The 20814-nt window shown below is 36.6% G+C and carries 21 protein-coding genes; 14 read left to right on the top strand and 7 right to left on the bottom strand.

The features are described from left to right. Nucleotides 1–128: 128 nt before the first annotated feature. The gene (locus FCJ93_RS01405; RefSeq protein WP_137742777.1) at nt 129–332 is read right to left on the bottom strand and encodes a hypothetical protein; all 204 of its coding nucleotides are present in this window, start codon (nt 330–332) and stop codon (nt 129–131) included. A gap of 720 nt (nt 333–1052) precedes the next feature. Here FCJ93_RS01405 and FCJ93_RS01410 point away from each other — a divergent pair. The 3 genes from FCJ93_RS01410 to FCJ93_RS01420 all read left to right on the top strand — a co-directional run bounded on the left by FCJ93_RS01410 (nt 1053) and on the right by FCJ93_RS01420 (nt 4098). Then, nucleotides 1053–1319, top strand: coding sequence for a phosphocarrier protein HPr (locus FCJ93_RS01410; protein WP_095313529.1), 267 nt, complete (start codon nt 1053–1055; stop codon nt 1317–1319). Then, nucleotides 1319–3037, top strand: a complete 1719-nt coding sequence (ptsP, locus tag FCJ93_RS01415) for a phosphoenolpyruvate--protein phosphotransferase (RefSeq protein WP_137742778.1) — start codon at nt 1319–1321, stop codon at nt 3035–3037. Before FCJ93_RS01410 ends, ptsP begins: the two co-directional genes overlap by 1 nt. Before the next feature lie 185 nt (nt 3038–3222). Next, nucleotides 3223–4098: an NAD(P)-dependent oxidoreductase gene (locus FCJ93_RS01420; RefSeq protein ID WP_095313525.1), complete on the top strand. Its 876-nt coding sequence runs from the start codon at nt 3223–3225 to the stop codon at nt 4096–4098. 207 nt (nt 4099–4305) lie between these two features. On the opposite strand, the gene FCJ93_RS01425 is transcribed toward FCJ93_RS01420, so the two are convergent. Then, nucleotides 4306–5457: an aminotransferase A gene (locus tag FCJ93_RS01425; protein ID WP_095313522.1), complete on the bottom strand. Its 1152-nt coding sequence runs from the start codon at nt 5455–5457 to the stop codon at nt 4306–4308. 117 nt (nt 5458–5574) lie between these two features. Then, nucleotides 5575–5790, bottom strand: a complete 216-nt coding sequence (locus FCJ93_RS01430) for a hypothetical protein (protein ID WP_235879384.1) — start codon at nt 5788–5790, stop codon at nt 5575–5577. A gap of 215 nt (nt 5791–6005) precedes the next feature. On the opposite strand from FCJ93_RS01430, the gene FCJ93_RS01435 reads away from it, so the two are divergent. After that, complete coding sequence (locus FCJ93_RS01435) at nt 6006–6911, top strand: chemotaxis protein (RefSeq protein WP_095313512.1); 906 nt, start codon at nt 6006–6008, stop codon at nt 6909–6911. 310 nt (nt 6912–7221) lie between these two features. Here the strand turns inward: FCJ93_RS01435 and FCJ93_RS01440 are convergent, their stop codons facing one another. Then, nucleotides 7222–7689 (bottom strand): YkyB family protein, encoded by a 468-nt coding sequence (locus tag FCJ93_RS01440; RefSeq protein WP_095313518.1) that lies wholly within the window; start codon nt 7687–7689, stop codon nt 7222–7224. A 582-nt stretch (nt 7690–8271) separates the two neighbouring features. Between FCJ93_RS01440 and FCJ93_RS01445 the strand changes: the two genes are divergently transcribed. Next, nucleotides 8272–10392 (top strand): EAL domain-containing protein, encoded by a 2121-nt coding sequence (locus tag FCJ93_RS01445; protein WP_137742779.1) that lies wholly within the window; start codon nt 8272–8274, stop codon nt 10390–10392. A gap of 386 nt (nt 10393–10778) precedes the next feature. On the opposite strand, the gene FCJ93_RS01450 is transcribed toward FCJ93_RS01445, so the two are convergent. Further along, nucleotides 10779–11648 (bottom strand): metallophosphoesterase, encoded by an 870-nt coding sequence (locus FCJ93_RS01450; RefSeq protein WP_095313510.1) that lies wholly within the window; start codon nt 11646–11648, stop codon nt 10779–10781. Nucleotides 11649–12076: 428 nt separating this feature from the next. Here FCJ93_RS01450 and FCJ93_RS01455 point away from each other — a divergent pair, with 428 nt between their 5' ends. Next, a complete protein-coding gene (locus FCJ93_RS01455; protein WP_137742780.1) occupies nt 12077–13291 on the top strand; it encodes an EAL domain-containing protein in 1215 nt (404 codons plus the stop codon). 68 nt (nt 13292–13359) lie between these two features. Beyond that, the gene (locus tag FCJ93_RS01460) at nt 13360–13602 is read left to right on the top strand and encodes a hypothetical protein (protein WP_235879385.1); all 243 of its coding nucleotides are present in this window, start codon (nt 13360–13362) and stop codon (nt 13600–13602) included. Nucleotides 13603–13742: 140 nt separating this feature from the next. On the opposite strand, the gene FCJ93_RS01465 is transcribed toward FCJ93_RS01460, so the two are convergent. Next, nucleotides 13743–13985 carry a glutaredoxin family protein gene (locus tag FCJ93_RS01465; RefSeq protein ID WP_095313504.1) on the bottom strand — a complete coding sequence of 81 codons (243 nt, stop codon included), beginning with the start codon at nt 13983–13985 and terminating at the stop codon, nt 13743–13745. Between the two features lie 414 nt (nt 13986–14399). Between FCJ93_RS01465 and FCJ93_RS01470 the strand changes: the two genes are divergently transcribed. Continuing rightward, nucleotides 14400–15188, top strand: coding sequence for an ABC transporter substrate-binding protein (locus tag FCJ93_RS01470; protein WP_095313502.1), 789 nt, complete (start codon nt 14400–14402; stop codon nt 15186–15188). Nucleotides 15189–15240: 52 nt separating this feature from the next. On the opposite strand, the gene FCJ93_RS01475 is transcribed toward FCJ93_RS01470, so the two are convergent. After that, nucleotides 15241–16188 (bottom strand): MBL fold metallo-hydrolase, encoded by a 948-nt coding sequence (locus tag FCJ93_RS01475; RefSeq protein ID WP_137742781.1) that lies wholly within the window; start codon nt 16186–16188, stop codon nt 15241–15243. Nucleotides 16189–16380: 192 nt separating this feature from the next. Here FCJ93_RS01475 and FCJ93_RS01480 point away from each other — a divergent pair, with 192 nt between their 5' ends. The 6 genes from FCJ93_RS01480 (at nt 16381) to dapD (ending at nt 20795) form a co-directional block, all read left to right on the top strand. Further along, nucleotides 16381–16617: a YkuJ family protein gene (locus FCJ93_RS01480; protein ID WP_095313495.1), complete on the top strand. Its 237-nt coding sequence runs from the start codon at nt 16381–16383 to the stop codon at nt 16615–16617. Between the two features lie 14 nt (nt 16618–16631). Then, nucleotides 16632–16820 (top strand): hypothetical protein, encoded by a 189-nt coding sequence (locus FCJ93_RS01485; protein ID WP_235879401.1) that lies wholly within the window; start codon nt 16632–16634, stop codon nt 16818–16820. A 107-nt stretch (nt 16821–16927) separates the two neighbouring features. Continuing rightward, nucleotides 16928–17371: a cyclic-di-AMP-binding protein CbpB gene (gene cbpB / locus FCJ93_RS01490; RefSeq protein WP_095313491.1), complete on the top strand. Its 444-nt coding sequence runs from the start codon at nt 16928–16930 to the stop codon at nt 17369–17371. Nucleotides 17372–17553: 182 nt separating this feature from the next. Continuing rightward, on the top strand, nt 17554–19089 hold the full coding sequence (locus tag FCJ93_RS01495; RefSeq protein WP_137742782.1) for an MDR family MFS transporter: 1536 nt from the start codon (nt 17554–17556) through the stop codon (nt 19087–19089). 9 nt (nt 19090–19098) lie between these two features. After that, entirely contained in the window at nt 19099–20004 is a 906-nt protein-coding gene (locus tag FCJ93_RS01500; protein ID WP_095313486.1) for a LysR family transcriptional regulator, read from the top strand. 77 nt (nt 20005–20081) lie between these two features. Further along, entirely contained in the window at nt 20082–20795 is a 714-nt protein-coding gene (dapD, locus tag FCJ93_RS01505) for a 2,3,4,5-tetrahydropyridine-2,6-dicarboxylate N-acetyltransferase (protein ID WP_137742783.1), read from the top strand. Nucleotides 20796–20814 lie beyond the last annotated feature (19 nt).

Genomic DNA, 20814 nt, shown 5'->3' on the forward strand with positions numbered 1-20814 from the left:
ACTGTTTTTAAGATTCGGCTTTGAGATACAATAATATTGGTAAACTGTTTTTGGCTCATTTTATGTATGGAATCAGAGAGAAAATAAACTAAAATCATAGAACAAGGCTTCAGATTTAAAGTTGCCGTTTAGACATTATGAGTGCTGTTTTTTTTCGTGTATTCCTTTAATTCAGTTATAATCATGCTCTTCGTTTCCTCGTCGTTCACACCTACAAGCCCATAGGAAAAAGAAGTAGCAGAAGTGCGTTTTTTCCAAATTGGCTCTGCCATGATTGAAAGTGGTTGAGCATTTAATACAAATGAAATCATCAATACTATATTTTTTTTCATTTATCGGTAAATCTAGAGAGGAAGAGAGTCTTAAACCGTTAGGACTCAAATCTATAATCAAGGCAGAGCCTTCTTTTAAGTCGTTATTGAGCTGATTTAATCGTAAAACTTTGAATGTAGCCTTAACCGGATTCTCGAATGTAAAACGAAAGGACTCATCTCTTTTAAAAAGCATGCAAATGCGCTCCTTTTTCTATTGGCTTTGGAAACCATATGGTTGATAAAACGAATTTTGCTCAGTTTGTGTGCTAAAAAATGAGTCGAAAATCAATATCGACATATAATAAAGCCTTACTATTGAATATGTTGAAAAGCGTGCGAAATGGGATTTTCATTGGTCAAGGAAGCGGAATTTCGTTTTCACAACATTTTCATAAGTTCTTTATGGCTCCTTTTTGAGAAGTGGAAATGAATTATTGATTATGATACAGATAATTGTTAAACAAAGCAATATGAAATATGTCGAAAAATTTTGTATGATTTTTCACAAACTTTTCACATAAATTGATGCGATTTTTTTGTAAAATAGTCAAGTTTTTGTTATTCTTTCACTGGGTGCTTTTTTTGTCGAATTAGATAGAAAAGCTTCTTCGAGGTTACATGAAACATGTTTATTTGTAAAACAATAATGGAGGTAGGTATTCCTTTTATTAAAAAGGTATTATATATTATAAAGTAAACATGTAACATTATTAAATTTGATAAGGGGTTTGATGAATTATGGTAGAAAAACAATTTAAAGTAATCGCTGAAACAGGAATTCATGCACGTCCAGCTACAGTGTTGGTACAAACTGCTAGTAAATTTGAAGCTGACATTCAACTTGAATATAAAGGGAAAAAAGTAAACTTGAAATCAATCATGGGTGTCATGTCATTAGGAATTGGTCAAGGAGCTGAAATTACTATTTCTGCTGAAGGTGGAGATGAAGCGAATGCTCTTCAAAGCCTTGAAGAACTAATGAAAAAAGAAGGGTTAACTGCATAATGAGCTTTTTACAAGGTATTGCTGCATCAAGTGGAATTGCAATTGCGAAGGCATATCGTTTAGTTGAGCCTGATTTATCTTTTGAAAAAAAAACGATTGAGAAGGTAGATTCTGAGGTAGAACGCTTTGAGGCTGCAATTGCTCAATCCAAAAGTGAATTAGAAATGATTCGCGATAATGCGAGAGAAAATCTAGGTGCTGATAAGGCGGCTATTTTTGAAGCTCACCTTCTTGTATTAAGTGATCCAGAATTACTAAATCCAATAAAGGATAAGGTGAAGTCTGATAAAGTAAATGCTGAATTTGCCCTAAAGGAAACAGCAGATATGTTCGTTTCCATGTTTGAATCCATGGATAATGAATATATGAGAGAAAGAGCAGCTGATATTCGTGATGTTACGAAACGAGTTCTTTCTCATTTACTTGGCGTGAAAATTGTCAATCCTAGTATGATTTCAGAAGAGGTTGTCGTTGTTGCGGAGGATTTAACTCCTTCAGATACTGCTCAGTTAAATCGTCAGTTTGTCAAAGGTTTCACAACTGATATTGGCGGGCGAACATCGCATTCAGCAATTATGGCGCGTTCTTTAGAAATTCCAGCGGTTGTTGGTACAAAAACAGTGACAAAGGACATTAAGAATGGTGATTTAGTTATTGTTGATGGTCTAAAGGGAGAGGTACATATTAACCCTACCCCTGAGCTTGTCGAACAATATAAAAAAGCGACTGAAGACTTTGAAGCACAAAAAGCCGAGTGGGCGAAGCTAAAGAATGAACATACTTATTCAGCAGATGGGCATCAAGTGGAATTAGTTGCTAACATTGGAACGCCTAACGATCTCGAAGGTGTGAAGAATAACGGAGGAGAAGGCGTCGGCCTGTATAGAACTGAATTTCTTTACATGGGAAGAGACGAGCTGCCAACAGAAGAGGAGCAGTTTGAATCCTACAAGGCTGTCCTCGAAGGCTTAGAAGGGAAGCCAGTTGTTGTTCGTACGTTGGACATAGGTGGAGATAAAGAGCTTCCATACTTAAAATTGCCGAAAGAAATGAATCCTTTCCTTGGCTTCCGGGCAATTCGCTTATGCTTAGAGGAAAAAGAAATCTTTAGAACACAATTAAGAGCATTACTTCGAGCTAGTACGTATGGAAATCTCAAAATAATGTTCCCGATGATTGCGACTTTAGATGAGTTCAGACAAGCGAAAGCAATGCTTGAGGAAGAAAAAGCAAAGCTTCAAGGTGAAGGTATCGAGGTTTCAGACAAAATAGAAGTTGGTATTATGGTAGAAATTCCTTCAACAGCGGTTCTTGCGGATCAATTTGCAAAAGAAGTTGATTTCTTTAGCATCGGTACGAATGATCTCATTCAGTACACGATGGCTGCAGATCGCATGAATGAAAGAGTTTCGTATCTTTACCAACCATATAATCCTTCTATTTTACGGTTAGTAAAAATGGTCATTGATGCCGCTCATAAAGAAGGAAAATGGACAGGCATGTGTGGGGAAATGGCCGGAGATGAAACAGCCATTCCACTTCTATTGGGTCTTGGTTTGGATGAGTTTTCCATGAGCGCAACTTCCATTTTAAAAGCGCGCTCCCAGATTCGTTATTTAAACAAGGCTGAGATGGAAAAATTAGCGGCAGAGGCATTACAGAAATCAACGACTGAAGAAGTCATTGAAATGGTGACGGCTGCTACAAGCAAGAATTAGGTTTAATTGGATAAAAATAAGGGTATAGGAACCAAGGCACTTGGTGAACCTATTTTCTCCCTAATTAAGGTCGACTGTTTTTTCCAGTCGGCTTTTTTTTCATCTAAATTCTCCTCTGTCCTTCTATTAAATGGTAGAATAATGACATAAATTTCGAAATGCTGAAAAATGAGAGGGGAATATGTATGTTAAAGAAGGAGCAAACAGTAATTGGCTTTATAGGCTTAGGTGTTATGGGAAAAAGTATGGCCACAAACCTCTTAAAAGCAGGGTATCCTGTTGTCGTTTTTACAAGGACAAAAGCTAAGGCACAAAGTCTCCTTGAAGAAGGGGCAATATGGGGGAGTTCAAGTAAAGAGGTTGCTACAAAAGCTAATGTTATTATTACGATTGTCGGTTATCCTTCAGATGTAAGAGAAGTATATTTAGGTGATCATGGTGTAATTCCAAATGGGAATCGGGATACTTATGTAATTGACATGACAACTTCCACACCTAGCCTTGCTGTTGAAATATATGAAGAAGCTAAAAAGAAGGGAATACATGCTCTTGATGCCCCTGTATCAGGCGGCGATATCGGTGCAAGGGAAGGTAAACTTTCGATTATGGTTGGCGGAGATAAGGAAGATTTTGAGGCAGTGTTGCCGATTTTGAATGTGCTAGGAACAAATATTGTTTATCAAGGAAAAGCTGGTGCTGGACAGCATACAAAAATGTGTAATCAAATTGCTATTGCTTCAGGAATGATAGGGGTTAGCGAAGCGATGGCTTATGCAGTCAAATCCGGACTGGATCCAGAAAACGTCTTAAAAAGCATTTCCTCTGGAGCTGCTGGAAGCTGGTCGCTCTCTAATTTGGCGCCGAAAATGATTGAAGGTAATTTTGAACCTGGCTTCTTTATTAAACATATTATAAAGGATATGTCGATTGCTCTCAAAGAAGCGGAAAGTATGGGAATGGAAGCGCCAGGCTTGGCGTTAGCGTTGTCATTATATAAAGAGCTGGCTGAGCGTGGTGAGGAAAACAGCGGCACACAAGCGTTATATAAGTATTGGCAATGATTGTTCTTTTGTTGTTGCTGTTCAAAACTTTTGTGTGAAACTTGAGTTTCATATGTCCTTTAGTTGTGCTAAAATGCCAATACGCTTTTCAACAAAGCCATTTTTTTAGACTCATCCCACGGATTGTCGTGTAAAAAAGCATGGGAAGAAAAAAGCCATTTTCTTCCCATGCTATTGGTTTAGAACGTATTCTTGGGGTATTCCTATTTATATGGATGTCAGGAAAAATTGTTCCATGCGATCCATCGCTTCTCTAATGGTTTCCATTGAATAGGCGAAAGACAGCCGCACATACCCTTCTCCGATCGGAGAAAATGCACTGCCCGGAACAACAGCTACCCGAGCTTGTTCAACAAGCGCGAGGGCAAATTCAAAGGAATTCTCGTATTGGGAAGGCAGCTTAACAAAGAAATAAAAAGCACCGTCAGGCTTTACGACATTAAGCTTCATCTTCTTTAGACGCATGTACATATAGTCTCTTCTTTTTAAGTATTCCTCTTTCATTTCGTGTGCATCATTTTTTCCATTGGTTAACGCTTCAAGCGCAGCAATTTGAGAGATTGAAGTTGCACAGGAGACGTTGTATTGATGAACCTTCAGAATATGCTTCGCAATGATTTCGGGGGCAAAGATAAAGCCCACTCTCCAACCTGTCATCGAATGAGATTTCGATAAGCCGTTGATGATAATCGCTTTCTCCTTTAGTATAGTTCCAATTGAAAAATGTTCCCGTTCATAGACGAGTTCACTGTAAATTTCATCAGCGACAATAAAAATCTCTTTTTCTTTTACTAGCGCAGCGATTTCGGTTAGTTCTTCCTTTGTTAAGCTTGCTCCAGTCGGATTAGAAGGGTACGGAAGAACGATACAGCGAGTTTTATCTGTTATGTAGTTTGCAATTATTTCTGCAGATAATCGAAATTGATTTGTTGTTGTATCTGCGTATACTGGTTTTGCACCACATAATCGAATGATCGGCTCATAACCGGGATAAACTGGACCAGGCAAGATTACTTCGGAATCCTCAGCTAGTATAGTTCTGAAAGTAATGTCAATTGCTTCACTTGCTCCAACAGTAGTAATAATTTCTGTTTCTGGATTGTAGTGAAGTTGATATTTTTCTTTGACAAATTGTGCTGCTGCGCGTCTGAGCTCTAACGTCCCTGCATTATGCGTGTAGGAAGTAAAGTTTTCCTCAATCGCTTTAATTCCCGCCGCTTTTACGTGAAAGGGTGTCGGGAAATCCGGCTGCCCGATTGTTAGGGAAATCATGTCCTCCGTGCCAGCAACTAAATTAAAAAATTTCCGAATTCCTGAGATTTCTATATTTTTAACTTTGGCATTAATTAAATGTTCCAATAACCTCAACCTCCATTTATGGATCTATTTTAGCAAAGTGAAGTTGATTATGAAATATTATTCATTGCTTGAAACAATAAAAAAATCCCTCTGCCATAAGCAGGGGGAGCACTAATATTAATATCCATAATCCCAATCAATTTCATCTTCGTGCCAAAACACTGGTGACACTGCTCCGAAATTCACAACCTTGTTATCATATTTACAGGTACATTGATCGCAACCACATTGTTTTTGAATTTCATTAAATACGGAATGATCGATATTCTCAATAATTGTAAGAGTCTGGTCTTTCTTATACAGAATGGCAGTTCCCTTCATTTGCAATTGCACCTCTTTTAATCCTAACTTATTTGTTCAACTGAATTGTATTCCTCTAGCGTTAAAAAGTCTATATGATTGTTATAAAGTTCACATAATGCTCAATAATGATGAAAAGGACGTAAATTTTTTATCATTAAAATGAAAAATGGAATTAGTTCTTTTACCTATTCATGGTATAGTAGTATGTATATATGTTACTTAAGAAATAGGAAGGAAGAACTGGGATGGAAATAAACAAAGGAATATTATTAGAGAGCGGTACAAATGAGTTAGAAATGGTTGAATTTAGCATCGGTCAAAATAAATTCGGAATTAATGTCATAAAAGTAAAAGAAATTATTAATCCTGTTGCGATAACGCAAATTCCTCACTCTCACCAAAACGTGGAAGGGATTATTGAATTAAGGGGAGAAGTTTTGCCAGTTGTTAACGTAGCAGCAGCTCTTGGTTTTCCACCATCAGCTAACCCTGAACTCGACAAATTTATTGTAGCAGAGTTTAATAAACAAAAGGTAGTGTTCCATGTACATAGTGTGACTCAAATTCATCGTATTTCATGGGATCAAATTGAAAAACCGTCTGACATGTATCAGGGAACGGATAGTCAAGTAATCGGTGTTGTAAAAATTAATAGTGAAATGGTGTTATTGCTAGATTTTGAAAAGATTGTTGTAGAAATTAACCCTGATTCAGGTATTAATGTTGGACAAATAAAGAAGCTAGGAAAAAGAGAGCGCTCATCGAAAAAATTGGTTGTCGCAGAGGATTCTCCATTATTGCGTAAGCTTCTCAGTGACACTCTTGGTGAAGCAGGGTATGAACAAGTTGAATTTTTTGAAAATGGTCGTGACGCGTTAAGCTATTTGGAGTCTGTGATAGAGGCTGGCAAAGATGTCGCAGACGTGGTGCAATTAGTTATTACAGATATTGAAATGCCACAGATGGATGGTCATCATTTGACCAAAAGAATTAAGGACGATTCGCAACTTGCAAAACTTCCAGTAATCATTTTTTCTTCCCTAATTACCGATGATTTACGCCATAAAGGTCAAATGGTTGGAGCTGATGGGCAGGTGAGTAAACCAGAGATAGCTGAATTAGTCTTATTAATTGACGAACTCATCTTATAAGTGAGCGGATCTTTTACTGCCTTATCTTTTTCGTCTATGAATAATGTCATTGACTGTTTCTAATTCGATAGAGAAGATTCGTAGAATAAAAGTGAGCGTTTTAAATTTGGAGACAAGCTTGATAAATAAGAGCTAAACCTACCCCTAACTGGTTAAAAGTAAAAAATTTAAACGAGTTAGGGGTGTTTTTTTAATTGCCGTTTTTATTATATGGAATTGTTGAGCTAAAAATCGTTTTATCATATCGAACCATAAAATGGGCTTGTTAAAGTTTACATACACTATGGTTGTTAATTTGCTTTGGATCGAATTAAAAATAATTGTCTCCAAGTCTTTTAAATACAGGTTTCTCATAACGTTTTTTATTGTTATTAGACTGTTTTTTTTCTTCTTTTAGTCCAGTATACAGTGAAAGTAATTTTTTCGCTTCATTCAATGAAAGATGCGCTTTAGGGTTACGAACATTTTTGTCCAGTTTTCCTAAATGAGGTAAATACGCAAAATCGCTCTTTGAAGGGGGCAGGTGGAAAGAATATTTGCCACAGACAACTAAAACATCTGATTGTTGTTGACTATATTTAGGATTATTTGAAAAATGAAGACCAACTTTTTTGGCTTTCCCTTCCTTTAGTAATTTTTTTAAGGCATCATGCTTTAACTTATAAAGAAATTTTGGGTTTGGAGCCGTTTTTGCATGACGATTAACCGTGAAGATTGCTTGTGAGAGGTTTTCTACCGTTGGGTCCAAATGAGGAGAGTGATTCCTATCCCGATTCAAAATGCTTGCTCCTTTCAAAATGAAATTTCCTTCTTCACATAGTATACCCTTTTTATCATAAAAAAGGAAATGGTGATTGATAATATCTTGAATAAATGGTAACGATAAGGAAATGCGTTATAAAACGTAGCTTTGAATAATTATTGAAAGCAATAATCTGATTAAAGAATCAGAAGATTTGCGAAATATACAATTATTTATCTAAAAACGAATAATATATTTAAAAAGATAATTATATTTCGTCAATAAATCGTAAAATTTTCGAAAATGATTGGTAATGTTCGTTTTTTAGGAGTTCTTTCGGTTTATGAAATTGATTGCACTATTTAATCAATGCTATAATATATTATACTAATGCATTAATTCAGAGAAACGAAAAGATAGAGACGACAAGGTTTTTTACTTGATGAGGATTTTTTCACAAACATTGTTTTTTGGAATTTATTTGATCTGCTCGCCTAAAAAAAATGAAACGTTGTTGTACTCATTCTGAGTAGCAGCAGCCGAGATGAATTTTTAAAAAACAGTGACTGGAAAAGGGATGATCAAGAAAAACCTTCTCAATGGAATGAGGTTGGTAAGGTGGGGCCACTGAGAAAAAATGCAAAGGAAAGAGAGAAGTTAATATCAGATGACAGTACAGTTGAATCGATCATTTACAATTTAATTTTCAATTATGTAAAGCATATGGTTTTTGTTATGAAGGTTGAAGAAGGTCCCCGATTTCAATACTTATTTGTTAATGAAATGGGGCTTCTTTATGCTGGGATATCAGAAGAAGCGATTGGGAAATCAATGGAGGATGTTCTGCCATATGAACGCTACTTAAAAATAAAAAAGGCATATGATCGTGTTGTCATTTTAAATGATTCAGTTACTTATTCGGATCAAATCATGTTTCCGAATGGAAGCATGGGCTATACAGAATCCTTATTAACCCCAGTTCGGGATGAACATAATAAAATAAAATATATTGTTGCTGTGACAAGGGATATTACAGAGTTGGTCGAAGAACGAAATCGGCTTATTAATGCAGAGCAAAAGTACCGATCTATCGTTGATCATACATTAGATGGTGTATTTACTGTGTCGTTGGAAGGCAAGATTTTAGAAGTAAATCCTTCTGGCCAACTATTATTAGGGTATGCTGAAAAACAAATGACAAAACGCTCTTTTTTTGATTTAATTCCTGATGCTGAGGTGCAAAAATTTATCGATTTATTTCAACAAACAGTCGAAGCTGGCGTTGCGTTGGAGTCACTTGATTGTCGTTTGATTCATTCAAAAGGATACGGTATAACCACTCATATTAAGACAATTCCGATTGTCATCAATTCAAAAATTGAAGGTGTTTATGTCATCACAAGAGATATTTCTGAACATGCGAAAAATGCTGAAACCATTAAGTATATGGCTTTCCATGACCACCTAACAGGTCTATATAATCGTCGGGCTTTGTTAAACGATTTGGAGCAAATGATTAAGGCAAATAAAAACAGAGGCATGTTTGCGCTCCTTTCTATCGACTTGGATCGCTTTAAATATTTGAATGATACGTTAGGACATCTAGCCGGCGATCAAGTTTTGATTCAAGTTGCCGAGCGATTAAGTATATTTAATAATGACAATATTAAAGTTTATCGTCAGGGTGGAGATGAGTTCAGCATCCTTTTTGAGGGTTCAAGAAAGGAAATTACATCGTTAGCTCAAAAAATTCTTTCGCTTTTTACTAAATCCTTTTATCTTCATTATCAAGAATATTTTATCTCACCAAGTATTGGAATTAGCATATATCCGCATGACGGAAAAAATGCTGAAACGATTATAAAAAATGCCGATGAGGCGCTGTTTCGTGTCAAAGAGAGAGGCAAGGCTCATTTTCAATTTTATAAAACAGAAATGAATTCCGTAGGTGCCCATATTGTTTCATTAGAAACCCATCTGAGAAAAGCTCTCGCAAAAGATGAATTTATGTTGTTTTACCAACCACAAGTGAGTCTAGCAACGGGCAAGGTCAAGAGTTTTGAAGCATTAATACGCTGGAATAGCAAAGAGTTAGGGATGATTTCACCTGCCGATTTTATTCCTTTAGCGGAAGATACAGGTCTAATTATTCCGATCGGTAACTGGGTTATCGATACCGCGTGCAGGCAAATTAAGAAATGGTCGGAACTGGGCAAAAAAGGGATAAAAATTGCCATTAATATATCGCCAAAACAGTTTTTACAACCAAAGCTAGTCGAGACGATTAAAGAATCGATCCGGAAACATAAGATTGAACCGTCGCTGTTAGAAATTGAAATAACGGAAGGTGCGATGCAGGATACGGCGGAGACTTCACCTATTCTTAATAGTTTAAAAGAACTCGGAGTAACCATATCAATTGACGACTTCGGAACAGGCTATTCATCATTAAATTATATTAAGCAATTCCCGATTGATGTTTTAAAAATTGACCAGTCATTTGTTCGAGATGTTATAAATAGTGAGAAGGATGCAGCAATTACCACAACTATCATCCATTTAGCCAATAGTCTCGGTATAGAAGTAGTGGCTGAAGGTATAGAAGAGAAGGAACAAGCTGAGTTTCTGATGAGAGCGAATTGCCATAAAGGTCAAGGATACTTATTCTCTAGCCCGATTAGTGCAACAGATGTTGAATTCAAAATCTTTAACGGCAATGAGGAAATGGTTATTTTTTAAGAAGGCTCTGTTATATGTCGGTGTTGATTTTGGGCTCATTTCACATGAAATGAGCCCAAAATCAACACCGACATAGCTAAATAAAGGTGATGGAAAATTCAAAACGAGAAAGCTTGGCGAACACCCCGTGGAAAGCAAGTACTTGGAGTGGAAATCAATGAATTTACCCGCAATCTCGTGTGGGAATAACAAAAGACATCACTCTCGATGGCTTTTGTGGAAAAGCTGAATATCTTCATAAAAAAGCGCCGTGACTGAATCTTTAGCTCATGTTGTTCATACTTATGGCTCGATGTTAACATGGACATAATGCAGCAGGTGGAGACTAAAAACCTCCTATACTTTCAATAGATAGAAAGTCATCGCTACTTGTAAAAACGACAGCATTACTTACGGGAAAGAGTGAAAATCGTTAATTCAGGTACGGAGAGGAAGCGAAAGGGTAGTCTTGTTGTACCTAATCCTCTGTTTACATATAATGTTAAAGGCTTTTCTTCTCCAACCGTGTAAAATCCCTCATAGTATTTTTCACCATATGGCGGTTTGACTAATGCTCCAAGTAAAGGAATTTGAATTTGCCCTCCATGACTATGACCGCTTAGTTGTAATTGGATATTAAACATTGCAGCGTTATCTGCAAGATCTGGGGCGTGGGACAATAAAATCTTGTATGCGTCATCAGGCACGTTGGCGAGTGCTGCACTAATATCAGGTTGACCAAGCATGGCATCATCAATGCCAAGAAGGTAGATGGAATTCTGGGCATTTTTTTCAATTTTGATTGAATCATTAAGAAGTAAAGTGAAATCAGACTCTTCCATAATTCTTTTAAAAATATCTGTTCCATATCCACCGTGGTCATGGTTTCCATATACAGCGTACTTCCCGAGTGGGGCCTTAAGCTTTTTTAAAATCGTGATCACACGTTCAAACTCTCCATATTTATTCGGCTCGTCTAATAAATCCCCTGTAAAAAAGAGAATATCCGGCTTGTGATGATTAATTTCCTCAACTAATTCTTGAAGCTGCTCTAATGTATATTGAAAACCTAAATGGGTATCACTGAATTGGATAATTTTAATATTTTCAAAATCCGCAGGAATATCAAGATGAGAAATCTGATATTTATTGATTTTTAGCAGTTTAGGCTCTATCCTTCCAGCATAAGTATATCCGCCGACTGACAATCCAATTGTCGTTAGTAATGTACCGAAAAATCTTTTCAAAAAAGATCTTCTTGAAACTTTTTTGGGCATTTTCTTTACCAACCTAACTTTAAAAATTCCGCTCTCTCTACCATGAAATAAAAATCCATTTATTGTCTTTTTTTTGAATGTTGGGACTGTCCTCAATCATATGATTGAATCATGATAGGTAATACTCAATAATGTAATAAACACGATGTTTTTTCATGCTTGTATAGTTAATACTATCAAATAATAAGAAGAAAAAGAAGGATGTTTATCTTTGGAAGGAAGGAAAAATTCGTTATTTGAAATAAAATGAATGACATTAATAATACTGTAGCTTAAGCTGAACGGGAAATAAAAATGGGGGATGAAAATATTTAAGAATAACTTGCTAAAGTGCTGGCTTTTTCTTTGCTTTTGTACATTGTGAAATCAACTTTGTTACATGATATAATTTTTAAAAGCAATAGTTTACTTTGATAGGAGGGATGTAAATGGATGCATTGGATATTTTAACCGATCTTGAAAATGTCATTCCATTCTTCCAACCGATATTCAGTGCTGATGAACATCGTGTAATAGGGTATGAGGTATTAGGCCGATTTAAAACTGACGATGATCATATTAGCCTTGGTCCTTATTTTCTTGATGAGGGTATTCCTGAGGAATATCGCTTAGAGCTTGACAATACAGTTTTAAGAAAAGCCCTTCAACAGGCAACAGCACTTGATGACGATGTTCTTCTTTTTATTAATCGGGATGCCGATTTATTATTATATGATGAAAATGAAGAGTTACTTCATCTTTTACTAGAATTTGGCGAGAAAGGAGTCAAAATCGAAAGGGTGGTTATTGAAATTTCTTTCAATAACCATTTAGATGATGCTGAAAGAATTGGTCATTTAATTAACTATTACAAAACTTATGGCATTAAAATTGCCTTTGACAAACTCGGAGATAGTAGTCATCAAATTGACCTCATTGGTCTGATTTCGCCTACTATTCTAAAAGTTGATTTGCAGGCTTTAAGATCAACAAGGCTCGCCTCAAGCTTTCAAGATATTATTTATTCTTACTCACTTTTAGCAAGAAAGATTGGAGCAACCCTTTTATTCGAGAATATTGAGATGGTCTATCAGCTTCAATATGCATGGAAAAATGGGGGGAGGTATTATCAAGGTTATTATTTGCAAAAACCGCATTCTCAATTCGTTGACCGGGATATACTGAAGGAACAATTGAAAAATGAATGTCAGCAATTTATTGATAGTGAAAAGAAAAAACTGGCGGCCCTGTTTGAACAAACGGAGAAGTTCCAAAGTGTTGTTTCTGAGTTATTGCAAAAATATCGTAAAATAGAAAAATATGAGGAGTTATTAATGGTTTTGGGAAAGGAAATGGAGAACTTTGCTTTTAGAATGTATATTTGTGATGAAAACGGTTTTCAACTCTCTCCCAACCTTTTCAAAACTCAAAATGAATGGCTTGTACAACGTGAGTATGTCTATAAAAATTGGAGTTGGAGACCGTACTTTCTTGAAAATATTTTGAAAATGAGTAAAGAAAAAAAGGGAATTCTGTCGGATTTATATAGTGACATTGAGACTGGGGAAAACGTGCGAACATTTTCTTATCCATTGAAAGATAAGCAGTTTTTATTTATAGATATATCTTATGAGTTCATTTTAGAGCATCTTGAATTGCTGTAAATTGGTAAAGAGGAGTCGAATAATCCCTTGCCTTTAGAGGGAATGTAAGAGTAATACATTCTGTAAGGGTGAGAATATTGACAACTTATATGCTTGTTTTGACGATTATTGCCGTTGCAATCGTTCTTTTTGCTTTAGGGTACACATTGGCGGTGACAAAAACTCAAAAAAGATTGAAGGGTGAGTTGGACACATCCATTCCCGGCAAAGTTCAAGAAGGAATATATCAACGCAACCCGGTCTTTATCACTTTTTTTGCTTTTGCAGTTTTAGTTCTATTGTTAATTATTTTTACAGCAATTTATTGGTAAATTGGTGCTGACTATAGACAAACTCACTAACAATCGAGTTTGTCTATAGTTTTTAGTTGCATGTCTACTTTTTGATGTGTTCATTGGAAAAATTAGTCTTGTTTGTTTTTAATTAATGGTCGTACATGATGAAATGTTATTTATGATTCAATCGCCAATGCTTTTTTTAGCCTGTCAATTTCAAAACCTGTAATCACAGTATCATTGTTGATGACAAAGGTAGGAGTTGAGTATGATTGATACTTGTTGAGTAAGTCATTGCGAGCCTTGCTGTCCTTTTTTATATCTTTAAGTTCAAATGTAAAGCCATATTCTTGTAAAAAAAGTTTAGCTATTTCACATGATGGACAATCCGGCTGAGTATAAATTGTAATCTTTGTCAATATATGTTCCTCCGCTTACATTTTGATAAATTAATTATAACGCGGTACCGTCCGTTCTGGTAGTAAACAGCATTGAGATGTAAAATGAACAAATCGACTATTGTTATTCCTGCAGACTTAAAACTATTAATCTTAAAAAAGAAGACTAGTGAAATAAGTACTGCATAAAATTTTGACTAGAAGAAGTATCCATCTAACTTTCAAGATTGCCTTCTGATGGAGCAGGTTAAGCAAACGGAACTCTTTTAAGTGTTGATAGTGATTTGGCGGTATAATATCCATAAAAGAGAACTGGTTCATCTTTGTTCATTTGATCAAGCATTGCAAAACTGATGCAGACTTTTATCAGTTGTGAAACAGTTACAAGTTAACCGTTTTGAAACCAGTTCCAAATCATTAGAAGGGGGTTTTATTGTGCTGAAAAGAATGGAAGACCATCTTCAAAGAAAGATTGAATTTGAGTATCCTCCTAGAAGAATTGTGTCGCTTTGTCCTGCAATTACGGAAACTCTATATGCCCTAGGGTTAGAAAGCGAAATAGTAGGGCGAACCCGCTATTGTATTTTCCCAAAAGACAAAGTGGAACAAGCAATGATTGTCGGAGGTACAAAAGATATTGAGATGGAAATGGTAAGAAAATTAAACCCTGACCTTATCATTGCAGAAAAAGAAGAGAATACGAAGGAGATTGTTGAGCTATTGGAATACAACTTTCCCGTATTTGTTGCTGAGGTGCGTTCGATTACTGAATCATACAGGATGATAAAAGATATGGGAATCATAACAAATCACGAAAATAATGCGCAATGCCTTATAGACTCCATAAAAAAGGAGTTTATGACACTGCCGAAGATTACTGGGAAAAGAGCGGCATATGTTATTTGGAGAAATCCATATATGGTTGTTGGGGGCAACACATATATAAACTCTGTATTGGAAGAAATGGGATTTCAAAATCCATTTGCAATTTCTCCTCAAAGATATCCTTCAATTACAAAAGAAGAGTTTCAAGAAAGTCAGCTAGATTACATTTTTCTCGCCACAGAACCGTTTCATTTTAAGGAGAAGCATAAACAAGAATTTTTAGAATTTTTACCAGATGCAGTGCCGTTAATTGTCGATGGAGAAATGTTCTGGTATGGAGCTAAAATGAAAGAAGCAGCGAATTATTTTAAAGGAAGAATGGTAAGTGAGTGCTGCTAAATTAGCAAAGGATAACATCAATAAAAAAGCATGGAACATAGGAGCCATGCTTTCACTTGTTCTTTCTGAAGAGATAATCAATTAATCCCATTGCACATACCTCAAGATCAAGTGCGAGAATATCGTATATTTCATGTTCTCTAGGTATATTTAAGTTGTCTAAATGAGAGGAAACTAATTGAAAGAGTCCTACTTTTGTTACATCTATCATTTCTTCAGGAGTACCCCCATTTTTAAAGGCGGCAGCGGCCACATCAACGAAGGGTTTAATCCAACTGAGCACTTGTTTATAGACTTCTTTTGGGTTATCGGACATTCCATAATGGCCAAAAAAGATATAGTCTAAGTTCATTGATTTGTATAATTCAATCGATTGTTCCATTTTATCAGGATCAAAATTTGAAGGAGTCGTAGTTGGAAGGTAGAACTCTATCTCTTTTTTTAGTTGATAATAAATTCCCGCTGTATCTCCGGTGAACATTCCATTCCATTTTGGATGATAAATGCTAAAGTGGTGATTTGCGTGTCCTGGCGTATGATAGAACGTAAGGGTACAATCCTCGGATATGTGTAATTTGTCTCCATTGTCCATCGAAATTAATTGTTCTTCAGGAATTGGGACAATCGGATGAAAGAAGGTGTCGAACTTTTCGCGGTAGACTGCTTTTGCGCCAGCGATTAACCGGGAAGGATCAGCTAAATGTCTTTTTCCTTTAGGATGGACAATAACTTTTGCATTAGGGCAATGATGTAAAAGGAGACCTGCACCACCTGCATGATCAAGGTGAATATGGGTTACAATGATGTATTTCAGATCTTTTGGGGAAAGCCCTAGACTTTTCAAACCATTGATAATATGTGGAACAGAGGGACTGGCACTTGTTTCAATAATTGTTAATTCCCGTTCAAGTAAAACGTAGGAGCCAGTTCTTTCTTTTATATTGAGATCAAGCGCGTCAATTAAATATAGGTTCTCAAAAAGCTTTTCAACAGTGCTCAAAAAAATTCCTCCATTTCATACCTTTTTCTTGTACAAACCTATGTCTTATTTTATGCTGTTAATATTGGCATGTAAAGATAATAACTTGAATTTTCTGAAATTATTACTTATGGATAGAAACATGTCAAAAGAGAAACCTAAGGATAAAGCGGAATGCATATCATACATGGTTTTTGTGAAAGGAGAGGAAACATGTCACAGCTACAAGGTATCATCACACGTTTAAAAAGTCTTCAAGAACAAGGTGGCGCTGGAGAATCAGCGCAACGCTTTTTTGAAGTAAATGGCGAAAGAAAGTGTCAGGTTACATATCACCCCAAAACAGAAACGTTTGAGCTCGAGGTATATAATGAGAAAGAAAAGCCTAAGCGTTATCAATTTGACAATATTGATATGATTACGATTGAAATTTTTGACCTGATACAGTAAGTGAAATGGACTTATTGAAAAAGCTGAATAATGATCAATTTGAAGAGGAGCGATCACGTTTGTTGCCAACAGTTAAATGCCCAAAATGTTCTTACATTGCAGAAATGAATCATGTTTTAACAGCGCAATCGAATCAAAATGTCATTTATAAGTGTCCGCAATGTCATTATGAAGTGCGAAATATTCATACGAGCAAAGGCTAATTGAATTTTATGCATTTTATCGTGTTCCAGGGTGTTCTATGAAGCATCACTGCTGAAACTGTGATAGAATAAAATAGAATGAAAACATTTACGAGGAGTTTTCGACTATGATAGATCTTCACAGTGGAGAGTTTTTGGAGATTAATATTAAAGATTTGATGATTCCTTCTGAACGGGTTGCCCATGTACAGGTAAAAAATAGCTTGGAGCACGCTTTATTAGTTCTTACTAAAAGTGGGTATTCGGCAATACCTGTATTAGATCCGCAGTACAAGCTGCAGGGTCTTATTAGTACCCCCTTGATTATGGAGTCAATACTCGGGCTTGAAAGAATTGAATTTGAACTATTGGAGAAACAACGTGTCGAAGGTGTTATGAATCGAGAAATTCCAAGAATTGCAATTGATTCGGATATCAAATCCTGTTTGACGTTGTTGATTGATCATCCTTTTCTGTGTGTGGAAAGTGACGAAGGATTTTTTGAAGGGATTTTAACAAGAAGATCGGTATTAATGCAATTAAATCAATATACTTCTTCCAGAACAGTGTGAAGGATAAGCGATGTAAAGAGGTCTGTTCGCTTTGATATCATAACTTTAACACTTTAAAAAATTTTTCCTTGTTTTTCAATAAAGGCGCATAATGATGAGTGGATTACAGTAAAGCAATGAATATGTTTAGTCTACAGCCTCCTAACATTAGGAGGCTCAATTTTTGTATATGAGGTGCCGTAATGGAGGACGCAGTACATAGTCAAATGAATCAGAAACAACAAACAAAAAAACCATTTGTATTAGCAGCAGTTATGTTGGCGATGTTTATGGCAGCTATTGAAGCGACGATTGTAGCAACTGCTATGCCTGCAATCGTTGGTGATCTAGGTGGTTTTACTCGATATAGCTGGGTATTTTCATCATACCTATTAATGAATGCAGTGACAGTCTTAATTTATGGGAAGCTATCAGATTTGTACGGGAGAAAACCGATCTTAACGATTGGCATCATTATTTTTTTAATCGGTTCTATCCTTTGTGGTTTTGCTGAATCAATGACAATGCTCATCGTTTTTCGTTTTATACAAGGATTTGGTGCAGGAGCAGTTATGCCGATAGCCAGTACTATTGTTGGTGACATTTACACAATAGAAGAAAGAGCAAAAATTCAAGGATATTTATCAAGCGTATGGGGGATCTCGGCAATTTTAGGTCCGGCGATCGGGGGAATTCTTGTTCAATACGTCAGTTGGCAATATGTTTTTTGGATTAATGTCCCATTGGGAATTTTAGCCATTATCGGAATCAGTTTATTCTTGCATGAAAAAGTAGAAAAGAAAAAACATCAAATTGATTTTCAAGGGGCTTTTTTATTAACGGTTGCCATCTCGGCATTAATGATTCTTCTAGTTGAAGGTGGTACAAATTGGGCTTGGAATTCACCTCAAGTGTTAAGTTTGCTCGCTGTCACGCTTATTGCTTTTCCGCTCTTTGTCTTTCAAGAGCGACGTGCATCTGAACCGATGATGCCCTTTTCCATTTGGAAAGAGCGTTCGATTTTCATTGCCAATATGACCTCACTAACAACAGGGGTTATGTTGATCGGTATTTCTAGCTTTCTGCCTGCTTTTGTTCAAGGTGTGATGGAACAACCGCCGATCGTGGCTGGCTTCACGCTAACAACAATGTCGATCGGGTGGCCAATTGCGGCCACGGTAGCGGGGAATCTCCTTTTGAAAATTGGGTTTCGCATTACTGCGATTATAGGTGGAGCTTCCTTGGTCATTGGTGGTCTTATGTTTGTCTTCTTATCTCCGGAGATGGGGCCTGTCTGGGCAGCATTGGCATCATTCTTTGTTGGTGTTGGCATGGGAATGACGACAACCTCCTTTATTGTTTCAATCCAAAGTACGGTTGGCTGGGAGCAGCGCGGTGTTGCCACGGCAGCAAATATGTTTATGCGTAATTTAGGAAATACAATTGGAGCAGCTCTTTTAGGAGGAATTCTTAATAGTCAGTTGCTTTCGTATATTAAAAAACAGGGTGAAACAATTTCGAAGGAGCTTTCTCTCGATGCCGCGAATATATTATTAAATGAAGAACAAAGAAGCGCCCTCTCTCCAGGGGTTAAATCCGTTTTACAGGAAGGCTTAACCTTTTCCATCCATACGGTTTATATCACAGTATTTATCTTTGCGTTGCTAAGTTTTATGCTCATTCTTTTTTTACCTAAGAAGGAGAGAGAAACATCCAATGGAAGATCAAGTAATGAATGAGGTGAATTCATGTCAACATTATCAGCATTTCATCTTCTCTCCGTTTTAGCAGCAGAAATGAATATGCGAAAAGCATCGGAGCGTTTATTTGTCTCACAACCTGCTCTTAGCCAAAGGCTGCAAACGATTGAGGCGGAATGGGGAACGAAGCTCTTCATTCGCTCACAAAAAGGGCTTACGTTAACACCAGCGGGGGAAATCGTCATTAAATTTGTTAATGAAGTTTTGGAAAAAGAGGAGAAAGTAAAAGAGTCGATCAGTGCCATGAATTCAGAGGTTTATGGGACTTTAAAAATTGCCGTTGCCAATATAGTCAGTCAAAACTGGCTTCCTAAAGTATTGAAGAAATTCGTCGAGCGTTATCCCCATGCAAAAGTTTCATTAGTAACAGGCTGGAGTAGTGAGATCCTGCGCTCGATGTATGAAGATCATGTACATATTGGAATTGTGCGTGGAACTCCTGATTGGAAAGGGATAAAAATTCCCTTATTCGAAGATCATCTTTATTTGGTTGATAAAGAAATCACTTCTCCAGAACAAGTGTTGAAAACAGATCGACCGTTTATTCAATTTAAAAGTGATTCCAATTATTATCAAGAGATACAAGATTGGTGGCATCGGCAATTTCAAACGATGCCTAAACGGACAATTGTTGTCGATCAAATTGAAACATGCAAGCAAATGGCTTTTAATGGGATTGGCTATGCGATATTGCCTGCTATCACTCTTAATGGAGGAGAACAAGATATCTTTAAAATTCCCCTTCTTGATGAGAATGATGAGCCATTAAAAAGAGATACTTCATTAATTGGCTATGATTCCGCTTTTAAATTGAAGCAAGTCCAAGCATTTGTCGATTTAATTAAGGAACATGTCAAGGAGGATGAAGAAAGAGCAAAGAGTGATAACAATTAATGCTTGTCTTGTTCTTTTTAATTTGCTAAAGTAAAATTCATAATGTACAGAATAGAATTGAGTGGAGGTATTATGAAATGAGCAAAATGATGGATGCAAACGAAATTATTTCGTTTATCGCAAATAGTAAAAAGTCAACACCCGTAAAGGTTTACATAAAAGGTGAATTAACTGGAATTGATTTTGGACCTAGCTCAAAAACGTTCATTTCAGGCAATACGGGAACGATATTTGGGGAATGGAGCGAAATTGGCCCAGCAATTGAAGCAAATCAGGCAAAAATTGAAGATTATGTGGTGGAGAATGACCGTAGAAATTCGGCGATTCCATTATTAGATATGAAGGGGATCAAAGCAAGAATTGAGCCAGGAGCCATCATTCGTGATCAAGTCGAAATTGGTGAAAATGCTGTGATCATGATGGGCGCATCCATTAATATTGGTGCTGTGATTGGTGAAGGTACGATGATTGATATGAACGTAGTTCTAGGCGGAAGAGCTACGGTTGGGAAGAATTGCCATATAGGTGCTGGTTCGGTGTTAGCTGGAGTGATTGAGCCACCTTCTGCGAAGCCAGTTGTCATTGAAGACGATGTTCTAATCGGTGCTAATGTTGTAGTCCTTGAAGGTGTGACGGTTGGAAAAGGTGCTCGTGTTGCAGCTGGAGCAATTGTTATTGAGGACGTTCCAGCAAACACGTTGGTTGCAGGCGTTCCAGCGCGAGTGATTAAAGAGATTGACGAAAAAACTCTTTCAAAAACAGAAATTATGCAAGCATTACGCAATCTTTAATCGTGACAAAAAGTGTGGA

The sequence above is a fragment of the Robertmurraya siralis genome (assembly GCF_005502275.1).
GTDB classification, from domain to species: domain Bacteria; phylum Bacillota; class Bacilli; order Bacillales; family Cytobacillaceae; genus Robertmurraya; species Robertmurraya siralis.

Bases quoted from the DNA above. Each gene is read 5' to 3' on its own strand.
- FCJ93_RS01420 (WP_095313525.1), top strand. From the start codon at position 3,223: ATGTTAAAGAAGGAGCAAACAGTAATTGGCTTTATAGGCTTAGGTGTT.
- FCJ93_RS01435 (WP_095313512.1), top strand. From the start codon at position 6,006: ATGGAAATAAACAAAGGAATATTATTAGAGAGCGGTACAAATGAGTTA.
- cbpB (WP_095313491.1), top strand. From the start codon at position 16,928: ATGATAGATCTTCACAGTGGAGAGTTTTTGGAGATTAATATTAAAGAT.
- dapD (WP_137742783.1), top strand. From the start codon at position 20,082: ATGAGCAAAATGATGGATGCAAACGAAATTATTTCGTTTATCGCAAAT.
- FCJ93_RS01480 (WP_095313495.1), top strand. From the start codon at position 16,381: ATGTCACAGCTACAAGGTATCATCACACGTTTAAAAAGTCTTCAAGAA.
- FCJ93_RS01405 (WP_137742777.1), bottom strand. From the start codon at position 332: ATGAAAAAAAATATAGTATTGATGATTTCATTTGTATTAAATGCTCAA.
- FCJ93_RS01410 (WP_095313529.1), top strand. From the start codon at position 1,053: ATGGTAGAAAAACAATTTAAAGTAATCGCTGAAACAGGAATTCATGCA.
- ptsP (WP_137742778.1), top strand. From the start codon at position 1,319: ATGAGCTTTTTACAAGGTATTGCTGCATCAAGTGGAATTGCAATTGCG.
- FCJ93_RS01450 (WP_095313510.1), bottom strand. From the start codon at position 11,648: ATGCCCAAAAAAGTTTCAAGAAGATCTTTTTTGAAAAGATTTTTCGGT.
- FCJ93_RS01500 (WP_095313486.1), top strand. From the start codon at position 19,099: ATGTCAACATTATCAGCATTTCATCTTCTCTCCGTTTTAGCAGCAGAA.
- FCJ93_RS01495 (WP_137742782.1), top strand. From the start codon at position 17,554: ATGGAGGACGCAGTACATAGTCAAATGAATCAGAAACAACAAACAAAA.
- FCJ93_RS01455 (WP_137742780.1), top strand. From the start codon at position 12,077: ATGGATGCATTGGATATTTTAACCGATCTTGAAAATGTCATTCCATTC.